Source organism: Streptococcus sp. DD13 (assembly GCF_001578875.1).
Lineage (GTDB): Bacteria > Bacillota > Bacilli > Lactobacillales > Streptococcaceae > Streptococcus.
The window spans coordinates 404,142-427,873 of record NZ_KQ969506.1 but is presented as its reverse complement, the minus strand read 5'-3'; the positions used below and the strand labels follow the sequence as shown (position 1 = coordinate 427,873).

At 41.4% G+C, this 23,732-nt stretch carries 21 protein-coding genes, 3 pseudogenes and 1 other annotated feature; of the genes and pseudogenes, 2 read left to right on the top strand and 22 right to left on the bottom strand.

Annotated elements, in window-relative coordinates; genetic code table 11:
- Nucleotides 1-427 precede the first annotated feature (427 nt).
- Together thrB and STRDD13_RS01890 are read right to left on the bottom strand one after the other, a co-directional pair.
- A complete protein-coding gene (gene thrB, locus STRDD13_RS01895; RefSeq protein WP_067101147.1) occupies nucleotides 428-1,297 on the bottom strand; it encodes a homoserine kinase in 870 nt (289 codons plus the stop codon).
- Between the two features lies 1 nt (nucleotide 1,298).
- Nucleotides 1,299-2,584: pseudogene (locus tag STRDD13_RS01890) on the bottom strand (homoserine dehydrogenase).
- Between the two features lie 252 nt (nucleotides 2,585-2,836).
- Between STRDD13_RS01890 and STRDD13_RS01885 the strand changes: the two are divergent.
- Nucleotides 2,837-3,655: a polysaccharide deacetylase family protein gene (locus STRDD13_RS01885; protein ID WP_082781157.1), complete on the top strand. Its 819-nt coding sequence runs from the start codon at nucleotides 2,837-2,839 to the stop codon at nucleotides 3,653-3,655.
- A gap of 7 nt (nucleotides 3,656-3,662) precedes the next feature.
- On the opposite strand, the gene STRDD13_RS01880 is transcribed toward STRDD13_RS01885, so the two are convergent.
- The 3 genes and pseudogenes from STRDD13_RS01880 to STRDD13_RS01870 form a co-directional block, all read right to left on the bottom strand.
- Nucleotides 3,663-4,052, bottom strand: coding sequence for a hypothetical protein (locus tag STRDD13_RS01880; protein ID WP_067101141.1), 390 nt, complete (start codon nucleotides 4,050-4,052; stop codon nucleotides 3,663-3,665).
- Nucleotides 4,039-5,455: pseudogene (locus STRDD13_RS01875) on the bottom strand (Y-family DNA polymerase). The gene STRDD13_RS01880 and the pseudogene STRDD13_RS01875 overlap by 14 nt, the downstream one beginning before the upstream one ends.
- A 1-nt stretch (nucleotide 5,456) precedes the next feature.
- On the bottom strand, nucleotides 5,457-6,143 hold the full coding sequence (locus STRDD13_RS01870; RefSeq protein WP_067101138.1) for a S24 family peptidase: 687 nt from the start codon (nucleotides 6,141-6,143) through the stop codon (nucleotides 5,457-5,459).
- 148 nt (nucleotides 6,144-6,291) lie between these two features.
- Here STRDD13_RS01870 and STRDD13_RS01865 point away from each other — a divergent pair, with 148 nt between their 5' ends.
- Complete coding sequence (locus STRDD13_RS01865; protein ID WP_067101135.1) at nucleotides 6,292-7,551, top strand: threonine/serine exporter family protein; 1,260 nt, start codon at nucleotides 6,292-6,294, stop codon at nucleotides 7,549-7,551.
- 386 nt (nucleotides 7,552-7,937) lie between these two features.
- On the opposite strand, the gene rplL is transcribed toward STRDD13_RS01865, so the two are convergent.
- The 17 genes and pseudogenes from rplL to STRDD13_RS01780 all read right to left on the bottom strand — a co-directional run.
- Nucleotides 7,938-8,303, bottom strand: coding sequence for a 50S ribosomal protein L7/L12 (gene rplL / locus STRDD13_RS01860; RefSeq protein WP_067101132.1), 366 nt, complete (start codon nucleotides 8,301-8,303; stop codon nucleotides 7,938-7,940).
- A gap of 71 nt (nucleotides 8,304-8,374) precedes the next feature.
- Complete coding sequence (gene rplJ / locus STRDD13_RS01855) at nucleotides 8,375-8,872, bottom strand: 50S ribosomal protein L10 (protein WP_067101129.1); 498 nt, start codon at nucleotides 8,870-8,872, stop codon at nucleotides 8,375-8,377.
- A gap of 36 nt (nucleotides 8,873-8,908) precedes the next feature.
- Nucleotides 8,909-9,040: a sequence feature (ribosomal protein L10 leader region), on the bottom strand.
- A gap of 57 nt (nucleotides 9,041-9,097) precedes the next feature.
- Entirely contained in the window at nucleotides 9,098-9,895 is a 798-nt protein-coding gene (locus tag STRDD13_RS01850; protein ID WP_067101126.1) for a formate/nitrite transporter family protein, read from the bottom strand.
- A 349-nt stretch (nucleotides 9,896-10,244) separates the two neighbouring features.
- Complete coding sequence (gene yihA / locus STRDD13_RS01845) at nucleotides 10,245-10,832, bottom strand: ribosome biogenesis GTP-binding protein YihA/YsxC (RefSeq protein WP_067101123.1); 588 nt, start codon at nucleotides 10,830-10,832, stop codon at nucleotides 10,245-10,247.
- Between the two features lie 56 nt (nucleotides 10,833-10,888).
- On the bottom strand, nucleotides 10,889-12,118 hold the full coding sequence (clpX, locus tag STRDD13_RS01840; RefSeq protein WP_067101120.1) for an ATP-dependent Clp protease ATP-binding subunit ClpX: 1,230 nt from the start codon (nucleotides 12,116-12,118) through the stop codon (nucleotides 10,889-10,891).
- 191 nt (nucleotides 12,119-12,309) lie between these two features.
- Nucleotides 12,310-12,810, bottom strand: coding sequence for a dihydrofolate reductase (locus tag STRDD13_RS01835; protein WP_067101117.1), 501 nt, complete (start codon nucleotides 12,808-12,810; stop codon nucleotides 12,310-12,312).
- Between the two features lie 127 nt (nucleotides 12,811-12,937).
- On the bottom strand, nucleotides 12,938-13,798 hold the full coding sequence (locus tag STRDD13_RS01830) for a thymidylate synthase (RefSeq protein ID WP_067101114.1): 861 nt from the start codon (nucleotides 13,796-13,798) through the stop codon (nucleotides 12,938-12,940).
- A 205-nt stretch (nucleotides 13,799-14,003) separates the two neighbouring features.
- Entirely contained in the window at nucleotides 14,004-14,963 is a 960-nt protein-coding gene (locus tag STRDD13_RS01825) for an ROK family glucokinase (RefSeq protein ID WP_067101111.1), read from the bottom strand.
- 73 nt (nucleotides 14,964-15,036) lie between these two features.
- Nucleotides 15,037-15,375, bottom strand: a complete 339-nt coding sequence (locus STRDD13_RS01820) for a hypothetical protein (RefSeq protein ID WP_067101108.1) — start codon at nucleotides 15,373-15,375, stop codon at nucleotides 15,037-15,039.
- A 9-nt stretch (nucleotides 15,376-15,384) separates the two neighbouring features.
- Nucleotides 15,385-17,268 (bottom strand): ABC-F family ATP-binding cassette domain-containing protein, encoded by a 1,884-nt coding sequence (locus STRDD13_RS01815; protein WP_067101105.1) that lies wholly within the window; start codon nucleotides 17,266-17,268, stop codon nucleotides 15,385-15,387.
- The gene (locus STRDD13_RS01810; RefSeq protein WP_067101102.1) at nucleotides 17,261-18,472 is read right to left on the bottom strand and encodes a CCA tRNA nucleotidyltransferase; all 1,212 of its coding nucleotides are present in this window, start codon (nucleotides 18,470-18,472) and stop codon (nucleotides 17,261-17,263) included. Before STRDD13_RS01810 ends, STRDD13_RS01815 begins: the two co-directional genes overlap by 8 nt.
- Nucleotides 18,469-19,236 carry a 4-hydroxy-tetrahydrodipicolinate reductase gene (dapB, locus tag STRDD13_RS01805; protein ID WP_067101098.1) on the bottom strand — a complete coding sequence of 256 codons (768 nt, stop codon included), beginning with the start codon at nucleotides 19,234-19,236 and terminating at the stop codon, nucleotides 18,469-18,471. Before dapB ends, STRDD13_RS01810 begins: the two co-directional genes overlap by 4 nt.
- 24 nt (nucleotides 19,237-19,260) lie before the next feature.
- The gene (locus STRDD13_RS01800) at nucleotides 19,261-20,121 is read right to left on the bottom strand and encodes a DegV family protein (RefSeq protein WP_067101095.1); all 861 of its coding nucleotides are present in this window, start codon (nucleotides 20,119-20,121) and stop codon (nucleotides 19,261-19,263) included.
- A 2-nt stretch (nucleotides 20,122-20,123) separates the two neighbouring features.
- Entirely contained in the window at nucleotides 20,124-20,498 is a 375-nt protein-coding gene (locus STRDD13_RS01795) for a DUF1149 family protein (protein ID WP_067101092.1), read from the bottom strand.
- 102 nt (nucleotides 20,499-20,600) lie between these two features.
- Nucleotides 20,601-22,562 (bottom strand): PTS fructose transporter subunit IIABC, encoded by a 1,962-nt coding sequence (locus STRDD13_RS01790; protein ID WP_067101089.1) that lies wholly within the window; start codon nucleotides 22,560-22,562, stop codon nucleotides 20,601-20,603.
- Nucleotides 22,559-23,470 (bottom strand): 1-phosphofructokinase, encoded by a 912-nt coding sequence (gene pfkB / locus STRDD13_RS01785; protein WP_067101086.1) that lies wholly within the window; start codon nucleotides 23,468-23,470, stop codon nucleotides 22,559-22,561. Before pfkB ends, STRDD13_RS01790 begins: the two co-directional genes overlap by 4 nt.
- Nucleotides 23,467-23,732: pseudogene (locus STRDD13_RS01780) on the bottom strand (DeoR family transcriptional regulator); the annotation flags it as partial. The gene pfkB and the pseudogene STRDD13_RS01780, both read right to left, overlap by 4 nt.

The window sequence follows — 23,732 nt, the reverse complement described above, 5'->3', positions numbered from 1 at the left end:
GTTCGTCAAAACGAATATCGATCCCATTTAAATACTGTAAGATTCGTTCTTTCATTTCCATCTCATTTCATATTAAATACAGTCTATTATACCAAAATTTAGGCTAAAAAACGACAAAATAAGAGAGTGGGACAGAAATCGGTCATTCCTTAGAATTCGATTTCGTCGTCCCACCTCCTCACAGTTGAGTAGGGCTGTAAAAGCGGATGAAATCAGCCTAGTAGAGCCCACTCAACCACTGCGTCTTGCGCGACAATCCAAAAACAATTAAGAGGCTAGGACTTTTGTCCCAGCCTCTTATTTTTTATAGATGGCGATCGTCATCCACCACTACTCGTTTGAAACGATATCTTAGAAATGATCTTCCTGAGGAACGTCCGTTTGATAACGAAAAATTGCTTCCATATAAATTTGGAACATTTCGTACTTACAAACTTCCTTGAACCAAAATTCCAGTTGTGTCCACCGTCAGCTGACGTATTTCACCCTCTAATCCTTCCTCTTCAAGGGCATGCTTCATTTTCTCAAGAGAGTTCCAAGGAAGAAGGGTCATGACCGTCGGACCAGCCCCTGACAGATACGTTGCATAGGCTCCATTTTCACGCGAAATCTGTTTAATGGTATGAAATTCCTTCACAAGTTTTTGACGAAACTGTTCGTGAAAAAGATCGCCTTCTATCGCACGGCCTGCTGTCACCAAATCCCCTGTTAACAAGCTCGCGATTGCAACATTCGCTACAGAGCTCGCTGCAACAGAGTTTTTATAAGAAAACTGAGTTGGAAGGACGTTTCTGCTATCACTTGTTCTTAATTGATAAGTTGGTATAAAGGCCAGAAAGGCACAGTCTGGAAAAGGCGCTACAACCGCTTCGACGTTTTTTTGCACATAGCTAGAAATGACCAAATTCCCAAAAATAGCTGGTGCTACATTATCCGGATGTCCCTCGATTTTCGTAGCAATTTCTAACTTTTGATGCGGTGTGAGACCTAGGCTAGCAATTTGGTTCGCTAGTTCGATTCCAGCGACAATAACGGAACTCGATGAACCCAACCCCCGAGCTAAGGGGATATCACTCGTCATTCTAATATGATAAGGTTGGAGCTGATTCGTCACTTTTAAGGCAGACTTTATCAGGAGATTTGACTCATCATCTGGTACAAAATCCAAGCTATGTTCTACAAACCAAGATTCGCGTTTTTCCAAAATTTCAATCGTTAAATAACTAGAAAGGGCTACTCCCACAGAGTCAAATCCAGGTCCGATGTTAGCTGAAGTAGCTGGTACTCTGATAATCATGCTACTCTCCTAGGACCTTAAAGACATTATGAAGTTTGAAATCACTAGACTCTTTTAATGTATCCAGCAAGCGTCTAAATTGTTTTTATTCATTTGATGCGTGATCAGAACTAATCGAGCGGTCTGTTCATCAAGAGATTCTTGAATGATCTGCTTAAAGGAAACGGACTCAGTATTAAAAATCTCTGCCAAGCGAAGCATTTTTCCGCTTTCATCTGCTGTTTCTAGGGAGATATAGTATTCACTGATGATATCTGACTCATCCGATAAGACCGTCTCGCGTTTATATTCCACAAATGGTTGGATTGCTACTCCATCTGTTAGATTGCGAACTAACTTTACAATATCTGCCATTACACTGGTTGCAGTAGGTTCTTTTCCGGCTCCTGGACCATAATACATGGATTGACCAATCCCGATAGATTCAACAAAAACTGCATTCATGACTCCATTGACACTGGCTAATGGATGGGAGATGGGTACAAAAGCCGGCGATACCTCCGCTGTAATACCTGATGGAGTTTCTTGGATATCCCCAACTAACTTAATGACATAGCCCAAGTCATTGGCGACCTTGACATCTAAAGGTGTAATGGTGGAAATCCCTGCATGGTGGACTTGTTCAAAATCTAGCGTCTGACCAAAACCAAATTGACTCAGAATGACGACCTTATAAGCGGCATCGATTCCTTCTACATCATTGGTTGGATCTGATTCTGCATAACCCAATTTTTGAGCTGTTTCAAGCGCAACATCATAGTCCCACCCTTCATCTACCATTTTGGTGAGCATGAAGTTGGACGTCCCATTTAACACCCCCAAAATCCGTGTGACTTTGTCTGAAGCCAGTGACTGGGAAAGGGTTCTTAAAACTGGAATTCCACCAGCAACTGCAGCTTCATAATAAAGGCCTAGGCCTTTTTCCTCTGCTAAAGCACATAAACTAGCCCCATGCACGGCCAATAAGTCTTTGTTTGCTGTTACAACATGTTTGCCAGTCTTTAAAGCATTTTCAATATATGTTCTTGCTGGTTCGATCCGTCCCATCAATTCCACCACAATTTGAATCTCTGGATCCTCCAAGATTTCCTGAACGTTCGTTACAAAATGAAATGCATGTCCTGCAGAAAGCAAGCGTTCAGCTTCGTCCTCATCTCGAACTAGTACTTTTGAAATTTCAATTTCATTCTGTGCAAGTTGTGAAATTTTTTCTCCATTTTCCTGAAGTAAAAAAGGGAGACCACTCGCTACTGTCCCAAAACCCATCAATCCGATTTTAACTACCATATCGACTCCTTGAAAATAATTCTATTGGTGCTATTATAACAAAAATTCAGTTGACCTTGCAAAAAAATTATTTTAAAAGATGGGTAGAAGGCAAGCGCTTGGTTTGATATAATGGAAAGGAAGGAAATACAACGATAAGGAGTAAACTATGAAAGCCAAAAGGACTGCCGAAGCAAAAAAAGAGGAAGACGACGTCGCCCGTCTAGTTTTCCTTATTTACCTGTATTTACTAGTCTACTCGTTTTAGTATTCTTGATTATAGGACTCCATCAAATCATCCGCCCTACTTCATCAACCAGACAGACAGAGGTTTCGAATTCTTCAACTGAGATAAGTAGCTCGTCTAGTCAGCAAAATAATCAAGAGCTCATTTGGGAAAAGCAAAGTACACCTATCCAACTCCCTATTTTAACCTACCACGGAGTGCATATCCCTAGCGAGGGAGAAGATGTTGCTGCCGATCAAGTGGTAACACCTACAGCTTTTGAGGAGCAACTCCAGAGCTTGCAAAAAGAAGGATACTACACGCTTACTCCCGAAGAGGCCTATAAAGCTTTATCAGAAAATAGTCTACCAAAAGACCAAAAGGTCGTCTGGTTAACATTTGACGGGGGATTATCTGATATTCAACAAACAGTGTATCCTCTTCTGCAGAAATACCAAATGGTCGCAACAAGCATGCTTCCTACCTACTACATCGAAAATCAACAAGCTGGCTATCTTAATGCCAAGGATTTGACGAATATGCAATCAATCATTTCTTTCCAAAGTCAAACGGTCTACTACAGCAATCTTGCTCAGGTAGATGAGGCAACGCAACAACAGGAATTGAAAGATTCATCTACCTACATCAGCAGTCTATTTGGAAAAGCTCCAACGGTGATTGCTTATCCTCTTGGTGGATATACAGATACAACAAAAGAACTCGCTAGTCAAGCAGGTTATAAACTTGGTTTAACGACCGAAGAAGGGATGGCTCGTCCGGAAGATGGTTTACTGTCCTTAAAGCGCATAACAGTATCTAGTTCAGATACCGGTAGCAGCCTACTTGCAAAATTGCAAGCGAAGTAACGTTTCTCTAAGAAGTCAGGTCTTCCTGGCTTCTTTTTTGCGCATGAATGGTCACCAGTTGGTCGAATGCAATCTGTACATACCCTTCCACTGTTTGAATCAAAAAAGTATTCGATTGAAAAGAAGCAATTTTCCCTGTAATTGTTTTTACGACCTCTTCATCTAGGTACGTAAACACTGCTTCAATCTGTTGAGCGTAGATTTGGCTACCAAAAAGCTGCACTTCTTCTGGAGATAGCTTGTACGTCAACTCCACCCGCTTCTCCTCCTTGCTCAGAGCAGTCGTATGCTCCGATAAAAAAAAGCCCATCCACTTCGCCATCCCGCGATCCTGAAAATATCGTGCTGAGTCAAACGGAAGATAAGTCCGATCGACTGTTTTCTTAGGATAAACCATCTAACCCTCCTACGGAATGACCTCCTACAAGTTTACTTCGCGCAATAGTCCTAGAACCATTCGTTAAAATAGTAGCTTTTTGCACACTTAAAAAACCAAACTTCTCTCGGATTCGGTCAATGCTTTGTTGAATTTGTTCTTCCTTTTGAAGTTGGTCGACGTCATCAAAAAGAGTGAACTCCTGAATAGCATCTTCTACTAGAGAATCATATTGTATGGCAATTTGACGTACTGCTTGTCCTTGGTAGGAGTTTCGAAATAAAGTTAAAATGGTCTTGATGAGTGTTTTGGTCTGATTCGTTGCTTCTATCTTCTGATGTCGGTGCAAATGATGAGCTTGTTCAGAGCGTGAAAATCGAATATACAGCCCCACTCCTCTTGCCTTTTTCTTTCGTTTCCTCAGTCGCACAGCTACCTGCTCGGCCATTTCTGCTAGGACAATTTCAATTTCACGCTGATTGATATAATCCCTTGGTAAAATTTGAGAATTCCCAATCCCTTGTGATTTTGGATGATATGTAGAATGAACGGAACTTTCATCCACTCCGTTTGCATGAAACCATAACTGAACTCCAATAACACCAAACTCTTTTTTTAAATGGTCTGGATTCGCATTGGCTAATTGGCGAATAGAGCGAATCCCTATCCTTTCTAAACGACTGGCAGTTCGTCTTCCTATTCCCCAAAAAATCAGTTAGATTTTTAATCGCCCATACTTTGCTTTCTACATCGTTATAAGACCAGTTCGCCCGCATATTTTGGTTTCTCTTCGCTTCTAAGTCCAGTGCCAATTTTGCCAACAGAGGATTGCTATTGCTCATACCAACCGTTGCATATAGACCAAGCTGGTGAAAAATAGCGCGCTGGATATCTCGGCTCACCCAATCCAATTTTTGTTTCCGGCTACTGCCATCACCTGGATAAAAATAGTTCAACGACCCTGTTAAATCTAAAAACCCTTCATCAATCGAATAAGGAAAGATTTCTTGAGGACTAGTATAGTTTTGAAAAACTTTTTGAATCGCGAGATTCTTTTGGATGTATAAGTCCATTCTTGGGGGAACGATATACGTCTGTTGAGCCCACTTCTCGACATGCGCCACATACTCTTTACTAATCACCAACCCTTGCCGTTTGGCATTTTCAAATGAAAAACGGCGGGTCTCTATATCAAACGGAAGCTCGTATTTCCGACCAACATTTGATTTTCCAAAGACCTTCTTAAATGTCGGAGAGGAAGCTAGAATTAAGCCTGCAGAATGATTCGCTCCACTCATCACACATAAAGAAGTGGTCAATGGATCCAATCCTCTCTCCACACACTCTACACTGGCATAAAAAGATTTCATATCAACAAAGGCAATGTCACTAGTTGGTTCTTTTGAGTAATCAATATAGCCCATCTCAATACTCCGTTGGCATAAAGTGTCCTACAATCAGCCCAATAATCCGTGGATTTTCATCATACGGTGCAAATTTATCTGAATACTGATGATTGAGGGAAACTAGCCGTAAACCATCTTTTTCACGGAACACTTTTTTGATATAAGTTTGTCCATCCCAATCTACAGCGTAAATCCCACCATCGTAATCAAATCCCGTCTGTTTAATCAAGGCTACTTCACCATTCAAATAAACTGGATTCATAGAATCTCCAAATATCCAAGAGGCAAAATCATGATCCATCTGCTCATCATGAAAAACAGTATCAAAATTCCCGTCATCAAAATAAGAAAAACCAGTTCCAGCCGATAATTTTTCAAACACCCGATAGCTAAATCGTGGTCTTTCCAGCCTAGTAGGGCCATTTTCTTGCTCCTGTAGCACTCCTTTTGAGTAAGTGAGGACTCGATCTTGGTTCGAAGGGGTGAGCTGCTGATAGAGCTGCAATATTTCTGCACCTTCTTCGAAATAAGTCGGGTCTACTTGTAACAAATCTGCTAGTAACGATAAATTTTTTTGATTTGGCTGCGTTTTTCCCTTTTCCCAATTGAAATAAGAAGGGCGGCTAATTCCTAAGGAATCAGACAATTGAGCTTGAGACAGGCCTAATTCTTTTCGACGCTTCAAAAGTCTATCTCCTGAAAACATAACATTACCTCACAACAATTAGTTTATAAACTAATTATATTCTTTTCACTGATTTTTGGCAAGAAACTTTTGAAAGTGAGATTCCGATTGCAAAAGTCGGATTCACCCCTTATAATAAAAGAAGAATATATTTTAGAAAGTCGAGAACATGTCTGAAAAGTTTTCACCAGAATCCGATTACAACAGTGCTATGGACGCCATTTTGCAAGCAGGAAGTATCCTCATGGAAAGTGGCGCTGAAATTTATCGGATAGAAGAAACCATGACCCATATGGCTAACTCCCTAGGAGTTCGGAAATTCTCCTGCTATGTCGTAAACCGCGGTGTTCTCATCTCCGGCGTGAATCCATCTGGAGAAAAAGAATCGCGTATTTTAGCGACACAGGCTCCTTCTATTAACTTAGGAAAATTAGAGGAGGTTAACCGATTATCTCGTGATCTGGTCTCTTCTCCTGCATCGCCACTTCCACTTGTCTTTTCACGCTTGAAAGAGATTGAGACCAAATCCTTCTACCGTCCCTATGAAGAGATTTTTGCCTATTTTCTTGGTGCGGGTGGCTTTTCAATCGCCCTTGGGAGCAATTGGATTGATGGTCTTGCGGCAGCCCTTTCGGGTTTATGTGTCGGACTAGGCATGCAGCTGCTGAATCGTTGGATTCGAACAAGTTTTTTACAGATTATTTTTGCTAGCGCCATTGTTGCCTTAGCTGCTAACCTTCTTTATTTAATAGGAATAGGCACAAACCGAAACGATATCATCTTAGGAACCTTGATGGTCCTGATCCCTGGAGCTTATTTTGTCAACTCTATTCGAGAATTGACCCAAAACAATTACTACAGTGGATCCGCCCTAATGTTATCAGGACTAACTTCTTGCATCTCTATCTCCGTTGGGGTCGTTGCTACCCTGGCTTTACTCCCTTTTGCCGACCAACTATCTGGGATGTTTTCGACTCCGTCTACCTCTTGGCAGACTGTTTTGTCCCAAACAGTGATGGCTGGCCTAGGAACAGTCGCATTTTCCGTTCTGTATCAAGTCCCTAGAAAATATTTTGCGGACTTAGGAATCCTTGGAGCGGTATCTTGGCTCGTCTACCTTCTTATCTGGAATTCAAGTCAACTTGACGTTCTTTCAATACTAGTTCCAGCCTTGCTCGTGGCAATTTCTTCTCGCATTTTAGCCCAGTGGCGCAAATGCCCAGCAACCATTTTTTTGGCTACCAGTATGTTTCCCTTGATTCCAGGTATGAGCTTTTATAGAAGTACTTATTTTTTCATTATTGGCAATACAGAACTAGGTATGCATTTCCTTAGAATCTGCTTTCTTACCTCCTTTACGATTGCTATCGCTATTAGTCTCACGCAGCAACTACCAGGACAACTTTTCAAACGTATCGTGAGACGATAGTCTCATCTTCAGCATTCTTATCCCCGGTGATTTTCATCGGTTTTTTTGTTATTATGAGAGCGATTAGCTTCACCAAGAGCTTAAAACTGAAAATACAACTTCTTAAAAAGAGAAACTCTTGATGAATGCTGATTCAATTGATTTCGTTCATAAATCAATACTTAAAAGCAAACTTACCGGATTTTGAAATGAGTTATGAAACAAAAATATAAGCCTCAAGAATCACAAACCATAGAGGCAAAGAATAGCAATAAGAAATTCTGAGGATGCTAAAATCAGAAGAGATTATTTTACTCCTTTTGGACCAAGTGCAAAAATAATAAAAAACCGCTATCCCTAAGGATAGCGGTTTCTCATATTTCTAAGCTACCAATGTAGTTACTCTATTATTTAAGAGTAACTGAAGCTCCTGCTTCTTCCAATTTAGCTTTGATTTCTTCAGCTTCTGCTGTAGCAACACCTTCTTTAACAACAGCTGGTGCACCATCAACAAGTTCTTTCGCTTCTTTAAGACCAAGACCAGTGATTTCGCGAACTGCTTTGATAACGCCAACTTTTTTGTCACCAGCAGATGTCAATTCAACGTCAAATGAGTCTTTTGCTTCTTCAGCAGCACCACCAGCAGCAGCAACTGCAACTGGAGCAGCGGCAGTTACGCCAAACTCTTCTTCGATAGCCTTAACAAGATCGTTAAGTTCAAGGATTGTAGCTTCTTTAATTTCAGCAATAATGTTTTCAATGTTCAATGCCATTGTGATTTCCTCCAAATAAGTTTTAAAATAATGCTTGTAGCCTTAAGCTGCTACGGGCTGACGCCATTTGATTAAGCTGCGTCTTCTTCTTTTTCTGCAACTGCTTTGACAGCATATGCAACGTTGCGAACTGGTGCTTGAAGTACAGAAAGGAGCATAGAAAGCATACCTTCGCGGTTTGGCAATGTAGCAAGGGCTTCGATTTCTTCTTTAGAAGAAACTTTACCTTCAACAGCGCCACCTTTGATTTCAAGCGCATCAGCTGTTTTTGCAAAATCGTAAATAGTTTTAGCTGGAGCAACCGCATCCTCTGAGAATGCAACAGCAGATGGACCTACGAATAATTCAGTAAGACCTTCAAGACCAGCTTTTTCAGCAGCACGGCGCAAGATAGAGTTTTTGATAACTTTATACTCAACGCCTTCTCCACGAAGATTGCGACGAAGAACAGTATCTTGTTCAACGGTCAAACCACGTGCGTCAACAACAACGATAGAAGTCGCTGCTTTCATTTGCTCTGCAACTGCTTCTACGAGTTCCGCTTTTTTAGCAATAATAGCTTCTGACATTTAGTTTTACCTCCGTTTTTATTTTGGGTTTGAGCTTGTTTTAATAAAAAAACGCGCCAAACCTAGACACGAAAGTACAAAATACGCATAATGATATGGTTTTTGTCCTCGGTAGGATGTTTACGAGTCCAGCTCCCCTACTGTCTTAGGTCAGTTTTTTCAAACCTTATTTATTATAACACAATAAAAAAAGAAAGCAAGACTTTCCTTGCTTTTTTTAATTTTTTAATCAACATAATCCTGCTCATCACGATTTAGATAAGCATAGACCAGCCCTATTAAAAGTCCCCCTCCGACACAGTTTCCAATAAAGGTTATCGCAAAATGTCGTAAAATATTTAGGCTATTAAAATCAGCCAGTTCAGCTGCTATTTTATTAAATGCTACGATCGAAAATGAGGCAAAGTTTGCGGCCAAGTGCTCATTGGTTAAGAACACAAACATGTAAATGGCTGAAAGAACCACCAACGTTTTGGCTGTAGAATCCTTTATAAACAAGAAAGAAAGGATAGCAATATTGACAAAAATATTTGCAAGGATGGCCTCAAAAAAGATGAGTTGATCCCCCCGAGCCAACTTATTCTGCACAACACCTCCAAGAAATCCATCGGCAGAAAGAGTCGCAAATGCGCTGGTCTGATTAAATAAAAAACCAATAAGGCCTGCTCCTATTAAATTAAAAATAGTACAGTACAGTAGAATGCCAAGAGCTTTTGTCCAACGAATCTTTTTCAGAAAAGTTCCTGCCGTTAGATACATCATATTGGAAGTGGTCAACTCTGCATTCAAAAAAAGAATATACACTAATCCCCACGCAAAGATAAATGGGAAAAGTAAACGACCGCTCCCTGGGACAAACTGATTCACCAAATCTGCTGCAATGGCACCTGCACCGGTACTTAAAGTTAAAAAAGCTCCAGCATACATCGACCGTATCGCATATTTGACTTTACTGCGATCAAACAAAGCTTCCTTTTTGTGGCAACTGATTTCGATTTTCTCAAGAAATTGGGATTGTGGCATTTGAAAATCTCTCCTAGTTTAAGTTCAGGTTCATTATATCACAACCACTTCCATCTAGACAAGATATTTTTAAATAAAAAGTTATTAAAAACCCTATTCTAAAAGGAATGGTACCGTTTCCCAAAATGGACCGAACCTTTCCTGGAAAGCAGCTAAATTTCAATCAAAAAGAGGCTGGGACAAAAGTCCTAGCCTCTCCATTGTTTTTGGATCGTCGAGCAAGACGCAGTGGTTGAGTGGGCTCTACTAGGCTGATTACATCCGCTTTTACAGCCCTACTCAACTGTGCAGAGGTGGGACGACGAAATCGAATTCTAACGAATGACCGGTTTCTGTCCCCCTCTCTTGCTTAAATATATGACAAAATAGCATCCCAAGCTTCTTCAAATCCAGTTTTTTTCTCAGAAGAAAAAATAATAAATTGATCAGAGGAGTCAAAGTCTAATTTCTTTTGAATAGCTGCTTGGTGCTTGTTCCATTGCCCACGAGGGACTTTATCTGACTTTGTTGCTACTAGAATGACCGGAATCTCATAATATTTTAAAAACTGATACATCTGAATATCATCGGCTGTGGGATCGTGACGAAAATCAACCAAACCGACAACTGCTCTTAAGTTTTCGCGAACCGTCAAGTATTCTTCAATCATAGCCCCCCATTTCGCTCGTTCCTTTTTAGACACCTTTGCGTACCCATATCCAGGAACATCCACAAAGCGGAGTTGAGAGTCAATATTGTAAAAATTTAATTGTTGCGTTTTCCCTGGCTTACTAGAAGTCCGGGCCAGGTTTTTTCGACCCAGTAAGGTATTTATAAACGAAGACTTTCCTACATTTGAACGACCCGCTAAAGCAATTTCGGGACTGTCATCCTGAGGGTACTGGCTTTTTGAAACAGCACTCAAAATGATCTCCGCATTGTTGGTATTGATTTCCATCTCATTTCCTTTCCAATCAGAAAGTTCAGACTTTCCTTTTTGCTAGGCCATTGTGATTAAGCCGTCTCCAATAATGGCTTTGCTAAACCATCCACTGCTTCTTTTGTGATACGGACTTTTTTGACACCTTCCTTGCTTGGGACTTCAAACATGACATCCAACATCGTCTCTTCGATAATCGACCGTAATCCACGCGCACCTGTCTTATGTTCAATCGCCTTTTCTGCAATAGTCTCTAGGGCATCTGGGTCAAACTCTAACTCCACACCATCAAAGGCTAAAAGAGCTTGGTATTGTTTCACCAGAGCATTCCGTGGTTCTGTCAGGATTCGCACCAAATCTTGAACTGTTAGTTTTTCCAAAGCTGCAAAAACTGGTAACCGGCCAATAAACTCAGGGATAAGACCAAATTTTTGAATATCTTCTGCAATGATCGATTGCATATAGGAAGCGGAGGCATCAATTCCTTTATTATTTTGACCAAATCCGATGATTTTCTCCCCTAGGCGCTGCTTGACAATCTCTTCGATCCCATCAAAAGCCCCACCGACGATAAACAAAATATTCCGGGTATCAATTTGAATCATTTCCTGTTGAGGATGTTTGCGTCCCCCTTGAGGTGGGACAGAAGCAACCGTTCCTTCAATGATTTTCAAAAGAGCTTGCTGAACGCCTTCACCGGAAACATCACGAGTAATCGAAACATTTTCACCTTTTTTAGCAATTTTATCAATTTCATCCACATAGATGATTCCACGTTCTGCCCGTTCAATATTGTAGTCTGCTGCTTGGATAAGTTTTAATAAGATATTTTCAACATCTTCTCCAACATATCCCGCCTCCGTCAATGCTGTTGCATCTGCAATTGCAAATGGAACATTGAGACTTTTCGCCAAAGTCTGAGCCAGAAAGGTCTTCCCGGATCCAGTGGGTCCGATCATTAGGATATTGGATTTTTGTAAATCTACATCATTTTCGTCATCACGACTCTCCTGAAAATTTAATCGCTTATAATGATTGTAGACCGCCACAGCTAGTGTCCGCTTCGCCCGATCCTGGCCGATCACATAGTGGTTTAAAATATCCAATAGCTCTTGTGGTTTCGGGGTATCCGCTAGATCTGTCAAGACTTCTTCTGCTAATTCTTCCCGGATAATCTCTTGAGCTAATTCCACACACTCATTACAGATAAAAACATTGTTCCCTGCAATAATCTTCTTGACTTCCTCTTGGCTTTTGCCACAAAATGAACAATAGATCAGTTCAGGTTGATTTGATACTGGCATTCTTTTTCCTTTCTCTTCTTAGAATAATGTCCCTGAAAAAGCATGAATTGAGTTTATAAGGTTGGTAAAGACATTGAGTAAAAATAGAACTCCCAAGCCCCAACGCCTTTTTCGAAATGCTTCCAGGGAACACAAAAAACAAATCACTGCCAAAACAGCAGTAAAAAGTCCCAATACACTTTTTTGCATTCTTACATCTCTTTCTTATCAAAAACTCGGACGGTGAAGCTGACTGAATTTTGCGCGTCCACAGGATAAAATGATTGCTCTACTTCTTGATACTTGTCCCAATCAAAAACATCTGGTATCGTCACATCCCCTTCAAAGGCCGCATGGATATCCGTACGAATAATTTGATCCAAATAAGGAGCAAAAAGGGTAAAGATTTGCCCTCCACCGATCACAAAGAGGTGTTGTTCTTGCTGCTGGTACCAATCCAATACTTCCTGAACGGAATGCATGACCAGAACATTCTCTTTCTCAACATGATAGTTTTTATCCTGTGTTAAGATAATGGACGTTCTATTTGGAAGAGCTCTTTGTCCCATTCCATCGAAGGTAATCCGTCCCATCACCATCGCATGGCCTGTTGTTGTTCGTTTAAAATGGGCTAAATCAGCTGGTAGACTCCACGGAAGAGTTTGATTTTTACCAATGATTCCATTTTCATCTTCAGCCCATATCGCAATGATTTTTTTGACATAATGCTATCCTTCGTATTGATATATCCATTGTAGCAAAAAATCCTATAAAAGACTGATTTTAGCATCCCTCTCGTAAAAAAGAAACCAGCACAGTCCGACTGGTTTCATATTTTCTTTAAATTGCAAGATCGAATTTCAACTGCGGTTTAACTGGCTGATAATCCACTAACTCAAAGTCATCAATTCGAATATCGAAAAAATTGGTCCCATCTGGAACGTTTAAAAGCAACTTGGGCTGACAAGCTGAAGGTTCTCGACGAAGAAGCTCCGATGCTTGCTCAAATTGATTATCATAAATATGTAGATTGTTGATAAAGTAGAAGAACTTACCGACCTTCCAGCCAAAATGCTTGGCAATCATCATCTGTAAAGCCACATATTGCATGGCATTGATGTGATGAGCAACGAGCATATCATTGGAACGCTGCGTCAGTGTCGCATCCAAATAAATTTCGCCATCTACCCGACGGACATCAAACATGGTCTGAAAAGCGCAGGGCAAGAGGCCTTCTGACTGATCAAACGCTTCATAATCCCATAATGAAAGAACGTTCCGACGATTCCAGGGGTTTTCGGCCAATTGCGTCAGGATGCGTTGGATCATGTCATGTTTCTTCACGACTGCTCCGTAGCGCTGTCCAATCGAGCGTGAATCACCATTATTGGCTACTTCTCCCGCTACTTCCCACTCGTTCCAATAGTGTACATTGTACTTTCCTTCCAAAAGATCTAGACTATTAGACTGATCCTGGTAAATCCAAAGAACTTCCTTGATCGCGGATTTAATCGCAATCGGGCGGAGAGTGGTGATGGGGAATTCTCCTTTAGATAAGTCGTACGCTGCGAAAGAGCCTGTAATATACTTAGAATTTGCGACTGTTCCATCCTTATACTTTGGACGAGCCTGTTCCGACCATACTCCTTCTTCGAGGATTTTTTGGATTTGTTCCTTGAAAATTTGATCTGCTTTTGTCATAAAAACCTCTCTTTTAAACCATTGTGTCTAGTATATCATTTTTTAAAGAAAGTAACATCAGATGAGTATGGAATCCAGATGAGGGTGTCTTTACTTGAGACGCAGGATTTCATCTCCAATTTTGCCTCTCCTTCTCGGCTAGAAAACAAGACTTCTCTTCTTATCTAGAAAAAAAACCATACACCAAACGTGTATGGCCGACAACTTATTGAAGAACCAAGGAAGCGGCTCCAATCACCCCTGCATCGTTTCCTAACTCTGCTAATTTTAGGCTGGTTGACTCCTTGATTTGCGGGAAAACATGCTCTTCATAAACCGAACGAACTCCCTCTAATAGAAAATCTCCCGCAGCCGAAACGCCTCCACCGATGACGATATAGGTGGGATTGGTGACAGATGCGATGATCGCACAGGCCCGTCCTAAGTATTGAGAAAAATGACGATAGACAATCACGGCTAAGTCATCTCCTTCTTTCGCCAAATCAAAGACAATCTTAGCTGTAACCTCTTCTCCGTTGTCAATCATCCGTTTTAACTTGGCATCTCCCGCATACTCGTCTGCGTAGCGACGGGTCAAATTGACAATACCTGTCGCAGATGCAACAGTTTCCAGACATCCTTTCCGACCACATGTACACTGAATTGGTTGTTCGGTATCAATTGGCATATGCCCTAGTTCACCAGCTGCACCACCAGCTCCAACAAGTAGCTTGCCGGATGCGATGATCCCTCCACCAACACCAGTTCCAAGAGTAACCAACACGACATTCGGCTGATTTCCTCCAGCTCCAACCCATTGCTCTCCTAAGGCTGCAACGTTGGCATCATTATCCACAAAGAAAGGTAAACCAAGAGCATCTTCCATTTTTTCACGGACTTTTTGTTCTTTTCGCCAATTCAAGTTGTAAGCCCCTTGGATCGTTCCTTTTTCACGGTTAATCACGCCTGGTGAGCCCATTCCGATCCCAAGAAAATCATCTTTTGTCAAACCACGGGTGCTCATATAATGCTGAATAGAAGCAATAATATCATCAATAATATGACTGCCCTCATCTAAGATGTTGGTTTTAATGGACCATTTTTCTTGAATTTCACCTTGACTTGTTAAAACAGCAAATTTGACAGATGTTCCACCAAGGTCAATTCCAATAATTTTTTTCGTCACGTTTGTCACCTCAATTTATTCAATAGCTTTATTATAACAAGAATTGATTCATTTGTAACCCCTTGCAGACAGTTTAACGCAAATAATAAATGATCATCACAAACAACAAATGAAAAAAGAATGTGAGTCCATGTAGGGCTATTTTGATGGGAAGTTGCTCTTGTTCTTCCACTTTATTAAACAGAAATATCGTAGAAATCGTCATAAAGGCTCCGATAAAGCCAAGCATTTCTATATTATTGTATTTGTGATGATAAAAATAGAGGGTGATAGAAAAAACGACAAGGGCTAGTAGTCCAAGTATTCCACGTAACAGCCCCATTTTCTTACTGACAAAGCATGAATAGACTATCGCAGCCAGTACTCCTCCTAAGTACAAAACGGAAACAATGAGTAGCAGAATAAATGACATCTTAATCCTCTAACTTTCTAAATTACTGAGGTATTCATAGCGCTCATACCTCTCCTGAATCCGTAGGTTCAGCGCCTCTACCTCTTGTTGCAGCAAGGCTAGTTTTTCAAAGTCACTTCCTTGACTCTGCATCTCTTCTTGCAATCTTTCTAGCTGAGCTTCTAGCGTTTCAATATCTTCTTCTATAGTGGACCACTCCTGTTTTTCACTATAGCTCATCCGTTTCTTCTTCTCCTCTACTTTTGGAATAGACTGTTTAGAGCTTTCTTTCTTTGTCGAATGTGAAAGGGAGGCCATTTGTTCTGTTTGGAAGCGCTGTTCATCCAGATAATCGGTATAATTTCCGAAATGTACTTTCACCTTTCCCTGGTCCATCACAATGATTTTGCTGGCTACTTTATCCAAAAAATAGCGATCATGGCTTACCGTGATAACCGGTCCTGGAAATTCTCTTAGAAAATCCTCTAAAACTGTCAAAGTTGCAATATCCAGATCGTTCGTCGGTTCATCCAAGAGGAGGACATTGGGTTTTTCTAATAGAAGCTTGAGAAGAAAAAGTCGTTTTTTTTCACCTCCCGAAAGCTTTTGAATGAGAGTTCCGTGGGTATTTCGTGGAAACAAGAAGCGCTCTAAAAGTTCTGCGATAGAGACCGTTCCAGAGCCCGTCTCCGCTTCTTCTGCAACCTCTTGGAGGTAGTTAATGACCCGTTTAGTTTCATCTAATCCCCTTAATTGTTGTGAAAAATATGCGATACGAACGGTTTCACCAACGACGACTTGACCATTTGTAGGAGATAATAGCCCAGCGATCAGGTTTAAGAGAGTGGATTTTCCAACCCCATTATCTCCTACAATACCGATTCGATCAGCATTTTGAATCAGAAGGCTAAAGCCATCGAAAACTGGTCGATTCGGATACGAGAACGAAACATCCTTAAATTCAATTACTTTCTTTCCGATACGACTCGTTTCAAAGTTCATCTCCAAGGATGAAAGGTCTGAAGAGTCTTGGAGTTGGGTCTTCAACTGATGAAAACGATCGATGCGTGCTTGTTGTTTCGTTGCACGGGCTTGTGGTTGTCGACGCATCCATTGTAGTTCTTGTTTGTAGAGTTGTTCATTTTTATGACGTTGTGCCTGATCTCGTTCTGATTTTTCCGCTTTTAAGCGAACATAATCTTGGTAATTTCCTTGATATTCTGTCAATTGGGATCGATCCAGCTCAAACATCCGACTAGCAAGGGCATCCAGGAAATAGCGATCGTGTGTAATGAACAAAACGGTCTTTTTGGAACTTTTCAAAAACTGCGTCAGCCACTCAATGGTATCAATATCCAAATGGTTGGTTGGCTCATCTAGTAACAATAAATCTTCATTTCCAAGAAGGCATTGTGCCAATTGTACCCTACGACGCATTCCACCAGATAATTGCCCTACTTTTTCCTGCAACTGAAAGAGGCCTAGCTTGGTCAGAACGGTTTTCACTTGGTTTTCGATTTCCCAAGCATTACTTGCGTCCATCTGTGCCATCACACGCTCTAATTCAGCTTGTTTGCTCTCCTCATATGCCCCTAGTAATGATTCATAGTGGCGAATTAATTGGAGTTCCTCAAGGTCTGAGGATAAGACTGTATCCAATACACTGGCAGCGTCATCAAACTCAGGATCTTGTGTTAAATAAGCTATTTTATAGTGGTTTTTTCGAATAAAGGGAAACCGATCTCCATCATATCCTTGACGTCCTGCTAGGACATCTAGCAAAGTAGTCTTTCCCGTTCCATTGACACCAATTAAGCCTATTTTGTCCCCTGGATGAATGAGAAAGGAAATATCTGAAAACACCGTTTTATCCCCTACGGTCTTTGATAATTTTTCAACTATAAAATCACTCATGTTCTATCCTTTCTAAAACAAAGGCTCGAATGGCTTCCTTTTGATTATCTAAGCTTCCTTCAACGATAGACCGTTCGACCAACTGTAACAAAACACCTAGTTGTGGACCTGGCTTAAGTTGAAATTCCTCCATCAACCATCGGCCATTGACCACCATTTCTTGCTTTGAATGAATCAATAATCCTTCATGTATTTGCCGAACTTCCGATATTAGAGTCTCTAACCCTAGTGCAGCTCTGATCGTTTCAACAGACAAAATGGATTCTAGCCCATACTGGTAGACCTCCCAATTATAGTAGACCTCTTGCTCACGATACTGATAAATCTCCAACAAGCGTAACACTTCCTTTTGGAAGTCATTAGACGTTTTCCATTGTTTCAAAAATTCCTTTGGGTTATTCGTTTTTAAGATGTATAAGAGAAAAGACCAAGCTTGACTCGAGCTTGAAAAATGAAACTCTGAAGACAAGGTCTCCTCTATCACAGGAAGGATTTGATCGAACTGCTGGAAACCTGGTAAATACCGATGAGCGCCTGATGCTACTAAAATTTCCAAACCTTTTCTCCAAAAAGGAGCGAGCAGGAGCTTATCCATTTCGATAAAAATACGCTCAATTGAAATTTTCTCCAGCAAAGGCACCGTTTGAATCATAGCTTCAAAGGTTTCCGGATCGATTTCAAAGTCCAAACTGGCAGCAAAACGGAATCCTCGCATAATTCGAAGGGCATCTTCATTCAACCTTTCTTGGGGAACTCCCACAGCCTTTAACTGCTTCTTCTCCAAGTCCCCTAATCCATTAAATCGGTCAAGGATAATCCCATCCCCATCTAACGCAAAAGCATTGACGGTAAAATCACGTCGCTTCAGATCCTCCTCTAGAGAGCGAACAAAGGAAACACTTGAAGGTCTACGATAATCCACATAGATATCCTCTGTTCGGAAAGTCGTGACTTCGTACTCCCCTCCATTTTCAAGGACTAAAACGGTCCCATGATCAATCCCAATATCGACAGTTCGTTTGAAGATCATTTTGATCTCTTGGGGATAAGCAGATGTCGCAATATCTACATCATGAATAGGACGATTTAGGATTGCATCACGGACAGATCCCCCAACAAAATAAGCTTCAAATCCAGCTTGCTTAATTTTCTCAATAATCGGCAAAGCCTTCTGAAATTCAGAAGGCAGGGTTGTTAATCTCATAATAAATGTTCCAAACCATATACAAGCTGATTACGCTTGACTACTTCTTTAATTGCTAAATTGACACCTCCCATAAAGGAGACACGATCATAGGAGTCATGCCGGAGTGTCAACCCTTCTCCTGGTGCACCAAAGAGAACTTCTTGATGAGCTACCAGTCCTGGTAAACGGACACTGTGAATCCGGAATCCTTCATAGGCAGCTCCACGTGCTCCTTCCAGTGTTTCCACTTCATCTGATGCACCTTGTGTTTTGAACGGACGAACCTCTTGGATGAGCTCCGCGGTTTTCAAAGCTGTTCCGGATGGTGCATCCTTTTTGTTGTCATGATGAAGTTCTATAATTTCTAAATCCGGGAAATATTTACTAGCTTCTGCAGCAAATTTCATCAGAAGAATAGCCCCGATCGCAAAGTTTGGAGCAATCAATCCTCCGACTTGTTTTTCACAAGAGAGTCTTCGTAACTGCTCCACCTGATCCGCTGTAAAGCCAGTTGTCCCTACTACAGGTGCAAATTGCTGTTCAATCGCAAAACGAGTGTGTTCATAAGCGACTTCAGGTATCGTAAAATCCACCCATACATCTGCCTTGAATCCCACTAAATCTTCTTTATTTTGAAAAACCGGGACACCATCCACTTCTGCATCTTGGCAAGAGGGAGACAACAAGGCAACCAGTTCAAGGTCCGGATCCTTCTTCACCATCTCTAGGACAGTAGAGCCCATCTTCCCTGTAAATCCGGCCACGATTAGCTTAATAGTCATTTTGAACCCTCCCTTTCAAAGACCCTAGTCAATCACGGGAATAATCCCAAAGGCGATAGCGCCCTCACCCAAATGCGTCGCAATCACAGAACCAAATGTCACGATACGAACATCTGTCACCCCATAATCTGCTAACAAGGTTTTAAAGGCCTCAGCTTTTTCCGGAGCATTGGCATGAATGACATCAATTTGATAGTTTCTTCCGTCATGCTGAGTCGTAATATCTTGCATGATTTCAGCTAGCCGTTTAACAGCCTTCTTCTCTGTACGAACTTTTTCATACACTTCAATCGTTCCCTTCTTGGTAAAGTAAAGGATCGGTTTTATCTTTAATAAATTTCCAAGAAGCGCTGCACCATTGGACAATCTTCCCCCCTTGACCAGGTGATTCAAGTCGTCCACCATAATGTAAGCTTGGGTATATTCAATTGCCTCTTGCAGATTATTTAAAATTTGTTCGTAGGATACTGTACCAGCATCTGCCCAACGTAAAGTCCTCTCCACCATCATCCCCATTGGAGAGGACGTGATCCGAGTATCTGGAAAAGCAATTTCCAATCCATCAAATTCTTGTGTTAAATATTGAATATTTTGATGAAAACCTGAGATACCCGCAGCCAAAAAGAGTCCAATGACATGGGTATACCCCTTTTCTTTTAAATCCTCCAGCATCTCTGTTAATTCTAAAAGACTGGGCTGGCTGGTCTTGGGAAGATCGGAGAACTCGGCCATCTTTTCAAAAAATTCTGGAGTGGTGATATTCTTTCCTTCTACAAATGTTTCATCGCCAAAGATGACGGGAATATCCAAAATATATAAATCTGAGTGTTGCAACACTTCAGGGGATAATACGGCTGAAGAATCTGTGATAACAGCTAATTTCATTCTTAGAACTCCAAATTTATTCCAGGTTGGTCGAAAGCGATTTCTGTCACTTCATAAGTTAAACGTTTCAAGTAATCCAGTAAAGGCTCTGCTAAAAGAGCACGTTCCTGCTCTTTTAGATCCTCAGGACTATCTACTGTTTGCACATAAATGGTAGATTTTTGACTGATTGTTCCCGAAATGACAAAGGAATTCAATACAATCGTATAAGTAAGATAAGAAATAATCCGTGTGGTATTCTCTTCTTGATCTTGTTCCAATACTTTAAAGTTCACCCTCAATTTTGTTTGTGGCTTGCCATTCTCTTTCTCGTATTTTGCACTTCGTGCGTCAAAGTGAAAGGCATTTACAACCACCTTTTCAGCATTGAGTTTCATAAACTTCTCCTTAAAAACATATTCTTCTAATTATACCATAAATCTTAGCGCATGCAAAAACCCTAGGACGGCTATTCGAGCTTCCTAGGGTTAGTGGATCCATTATTTTGATTTGCGAAGGGCACCAAACAGAAGACCTGCTATAACCGCTCCGACTAAGATCGTTACAATGTATAGTAACCAATTGCTTGTAAGTGCAAAGACGAAGATTCCTCCATGAGGAGCCATGAGTTTGATTCCAAAAGCACCAACCAATGCACCCGTCACAGCAGAACCAGCGATAAAGCTTGGAATCGCGCGCGCTGGGTCAGCCGCTCCAAACGGAATCGCACCTTCGGTGATAAAGGAAAGTCCCATAATGATATTTGTCAAACCTGAATCACGTTCCTCTTGAGTGAACTTATCTTTGAACAAGACTGTTGCCACGAATACCGCCAATGGTGGAACCATCCCAGCTGCCATAACGGCTGCCATAACTACTGAGCCACCTGAAGTAACAGATTCAGCAAGTGTACCTGTAGCAAAGACATAAGCTGCTTTGTTGACTGGTCCACCCATATCCACAGCCATCATACCGCCGACGAGAAGTCCAAGAAGGATAGCTGAGCTACCTGATAAACTTGAAAGGAAATTGTTAAGACCTGTATTAATAGCAGCCATTGGAATATTCACCGCAAGCATTGCAAATCCAGTCAATGCAACTCCAAGTAAAGGCATTAATAAGATTGATTTTGCACCTTCTAGTGAACGTGGAACCTTAACATATTTTTTAACTAATAAAACAATTCCACCTGCTAAGAAACCACCTGCTAATGCTCCAAGAAATCCTGAAGAGATTGCAGCAGGAATTTCGGTAGTTGCAGCTCCATAGGTAATATTCCCAAAGGCTGCTCCGCTTGAAGCGATGGCACCTGCCACAAAACCAGCTACCAAACCTGGTTTTTCAGCAATAGAGTTACCAATATAACCTGCTAAGACAGGAAGCATGAAGCCAAAGGCTGCACCACCAATTGATTTAAACTGAGCCGCTAGTTCGTGGTAAGAACCTAACTGAGAAAGTTGATTCGTCGGAACACCAAGCACTTGGTCAATTAAGAAGGCAATCGCAATCAAAATACCACCAGCGATAACGAATGGAAGCATTTGAGAAACACCACTCATCAGGTGTTTGTATAAGGCTCCTACCAAACTCAATTTTTCTTGACTTGCGCTTGCTTCTGCTGCATTTTCAGCGTGGAAGACATCTGCTTTGCCATCTAAGATGGTTTGGATCAATTCTTCTGTCTGACGAATACCAGCTGCGACTGGTTTTGAGATCAACTTCTTCCCATCAAAACGAGCGGTTTCAACTGCCTTATCCGCTGCAATGATGACTCCTTCAGCTTTAGCGATTTCTTCAGCTGTCAAGCGATTGCCGACACCAGATGCACCGTTTGTTTCAACACGAACAGTGACACCCATTTCCTCCCCTTTTTTGATGAGGGCTTCTTCTGCCATGTAAGTGTGGGCAATCCCTGTTGTACAGGCTGTAACGGCAACGATGAGCGGTTTGTCAGATGAAGCTGCTTCTTTAACCGCTTCGGCTTTTTTCGCTTCTTCTGCGACTGCTTCTTGCTCTTCTGCGTCAAAAGTTGCGATCACTTCATCTGGATTGCTTACTTGGCGAAGTTTGTCTGCAAAACCTGGTTTCATCAAGTATTTCGATAGTTCAGCAAGAGCTGCCAAGTGCGTGTCGTTTGCCCCTTCTGGAGCTGCAATCATGAAGAACAAATCTGTTGGTTGCCCGTCTAACGATGCGTAGTCTACACCTGTGTTCGATTTAGCAAATAAAACAGTTGCTTCTTTGACTGCTTCATTTTTGCTGTGGGGCATGGCAATTCCGTCACCCAAACCAGTCGAAGTTTGTGCTTCACGGTTCATGATTCCAGCCTTGAAGGTGTCAAAATCTGTCACCACACCATTGTCCACGAGCGATTGGACCATCTCATTGATCACGCCCTCTTTATCTGTTGCTTGAAGATCAAACAACATTACGTTTTTATTTAAAACGTCTTGAATTTTCATAGTTTTTCTACCTCAACTTTTTCATAAATCTCATGTATGTATTCTGCCGTAGCTAAGTCATCTGAGAAGGTTGTCGCTGTTCCACAGGCCACTCCCCACTTAAAAGCTTCGATCACGTCGCCTGTAGTAGCAAGTTTTCCAGTAAATCCGGCCACCATGGAGTCCCCAGCCCCAACAGAATTTTTTACCTGCCCTTTGATTGGTTTCGCAAAATACGTTCCGTTCTCACTAACCAACAAGGCTCCGTCACCAGCCATGGAGATAATAACATTTTGTGCCCCTTGTTCCAATAATTGCTGAGCATAGCGTTCAATATCTGTTAATTCCGTCAACACTACATCAAATATAGCTCCCAATTCATGGTTATTTGGTTTGACTAATAAGGGTTGGAAGGCAAGAGAATCTAATAGAGTTTGGCCTTCAAAGTCACAAACGACTTGAGCTCCTGTAGATCGTGTGGTGGCAATCAAGTGCTTATAGACTTCGTTTCCTAAAGAAGACGGTGCCGATCCAGCAAAGACAACCACATCTTGGCTAGTCAAATTGGACAGAATATTCAGCAATTGTTCTAACTGACCTTCTGTCACTTCTGGACCATTCCCATTGATTTCGGTTTCTTGATCCGCTTTTATTTTGACATTGATCCGTGTATCTTGGTCAACTGTGACAAAATTCGTTTGAATCGACTCGGACTCTAGGACGTCTTTAATAAAACGACCTGTAAATCCTCCGATAAAACCAGTCGCAGTATTTTCAATTTCTAAACGCTTGAGGATGCGACTGACATTAATCCCTTTTCCTCCGGCGTATTTATCTTCCGAATCCATGCGATTGACTGATCCGGTCTCCACATGGTCGAGACGGACAATATAGTCAATAGCGGGATTCAGGGTCACTGTGTATATCAAACTGTGATAACCTCCGTTTTTTCTTTCATTAATGGTAAGATGGGATGTGACGTTCGATTTGTAATGATATGGGCACTAGATAAGGAAGCGACGTTCGCAAAAGACTTTTGACCGATTTTGGATGCATCGATCAGAACATAACTTTCTTTGGCTCTTCCCATCACTTTTCGCTTGATAGCTGCTTCTTCTGCATCTGGTGTAGAAAAGTAATGATCATCGGCACCATTCATTCCAAGAAAGGCTCGGTCAAAGTTTAGTAGCG

Coding starts and splice junctions, on each gene's coding strand:
- thrB (WP_067101147.1), bottom strand. CDS start 1,297: ATGATTATCAGAGTACCAGCTACTTCAGCTAACATCGGACCTGGATTT.
- STRDD13_RS01880 (WP_067101141.1), bottom strand. CDS start 4,052: ATGGTTTATCCTAAGAAAACAGTCGATCGGACTTATCTTCCGTTTGAC.
- STRDD13_RS01870 (WP_067101138.1), bottom strand. CDS start 6,143: ATGTTTTCAGGAGATAGACTTTTGAAGCGTCGAAAAGAATTAGGCCTG.
- STRDD13_RS01865 (WP_067101135.1), top strand. CDS start 6,292: ATGTCTGAAAAGTTTTCACCAGAATCCGATTACAACAGTGCTATGGAC.
- rplL (WP_067101132.1), bottom strand. CDS start 8,303: ATGGCATTGAACATTGAAAACATTATTGCTGAAATTAAAGAAGCTACA.
- rplJ (WP_067101129.1), bottom strand. CDS start 8,872: ATGTCAGAAGCTATTATTGCTAAAAAAGCGGAACTCGTAGAAGCAGTT.
- STRDD13_RS01850 (WP_067101126.1), bottom strand. CDS start 9,895: ATGCCACAATCCCAATTTCTTGAGAAAATCGAAATCAGTTGCCACAAA.
- yihA (WP_067101123.1), bottom strand. CDS start 10,832: ATGGAAATCAATACCAACAATGCGGAGATCATTTTGAGTGCTGTTTCA.
- clpX (WP_067101120.1), bottom strand. CDS start 12,118: ATGCCAGTATCAAATCAACCTGAACTGATCTATTGTTCATTTTGTGGC.
- STRDD13_RS01830 (WP_067101114.1), bottom strand. CDS start 13,798: ATGACAAAAGCAGATCAAATTTTCAAGGAACAAATCCAAAAAATCCTC.
- STRDD13_RS01820 (WP_067101108.1), bottom strand. CDS start 15,375: ATGTCATTTATTCTGCTACTCATTGTTTCCGTTTTGTACTTAGGAGGA.
- STRDD13_RS01815 (WP_067101105.1), bottom strand. CDS start 17,268: ATGAGTGATTTTATAGTTGAAAAATTATCAAAGACCGTAGGGGATAAA.
- STRDD13_RS01810 (WP_067101102.1), bottom strand. CDS start 18,472: ATGAGATTAACAACCCTGCCTTCTGAATTTCAGAAGGCTTTGCCGATT.
- dapB (WP_067101098.1), bottom strand. CDS start 19,236: ATGACTATTAAGCTAATCGTGGCCGGATTTACAGGGAAGATGGGCTCT.
- STRDD13_RS01800 (WP_067101095.1), bottom strand. CDS start 20,121: ATGAAATTAGCTGTTATCACAGATTCTTCAGCCGTATTATCCCCTGAA.
- STRDD13_RS01795 (WP_067101092.1), bottom strand. CDS start 20,498: ATGAAACTCAATGCTGAAAAGGTGGTTGTAAATGCCTTTCACTTTGAC.
- STRDD13_RS01790 (WP_067101089.1), bottom strand. CDS start 22,562: ATGAAAATTCAAGACGTTTTAAATAAAAACGTAATGTTGTTTGATCTT.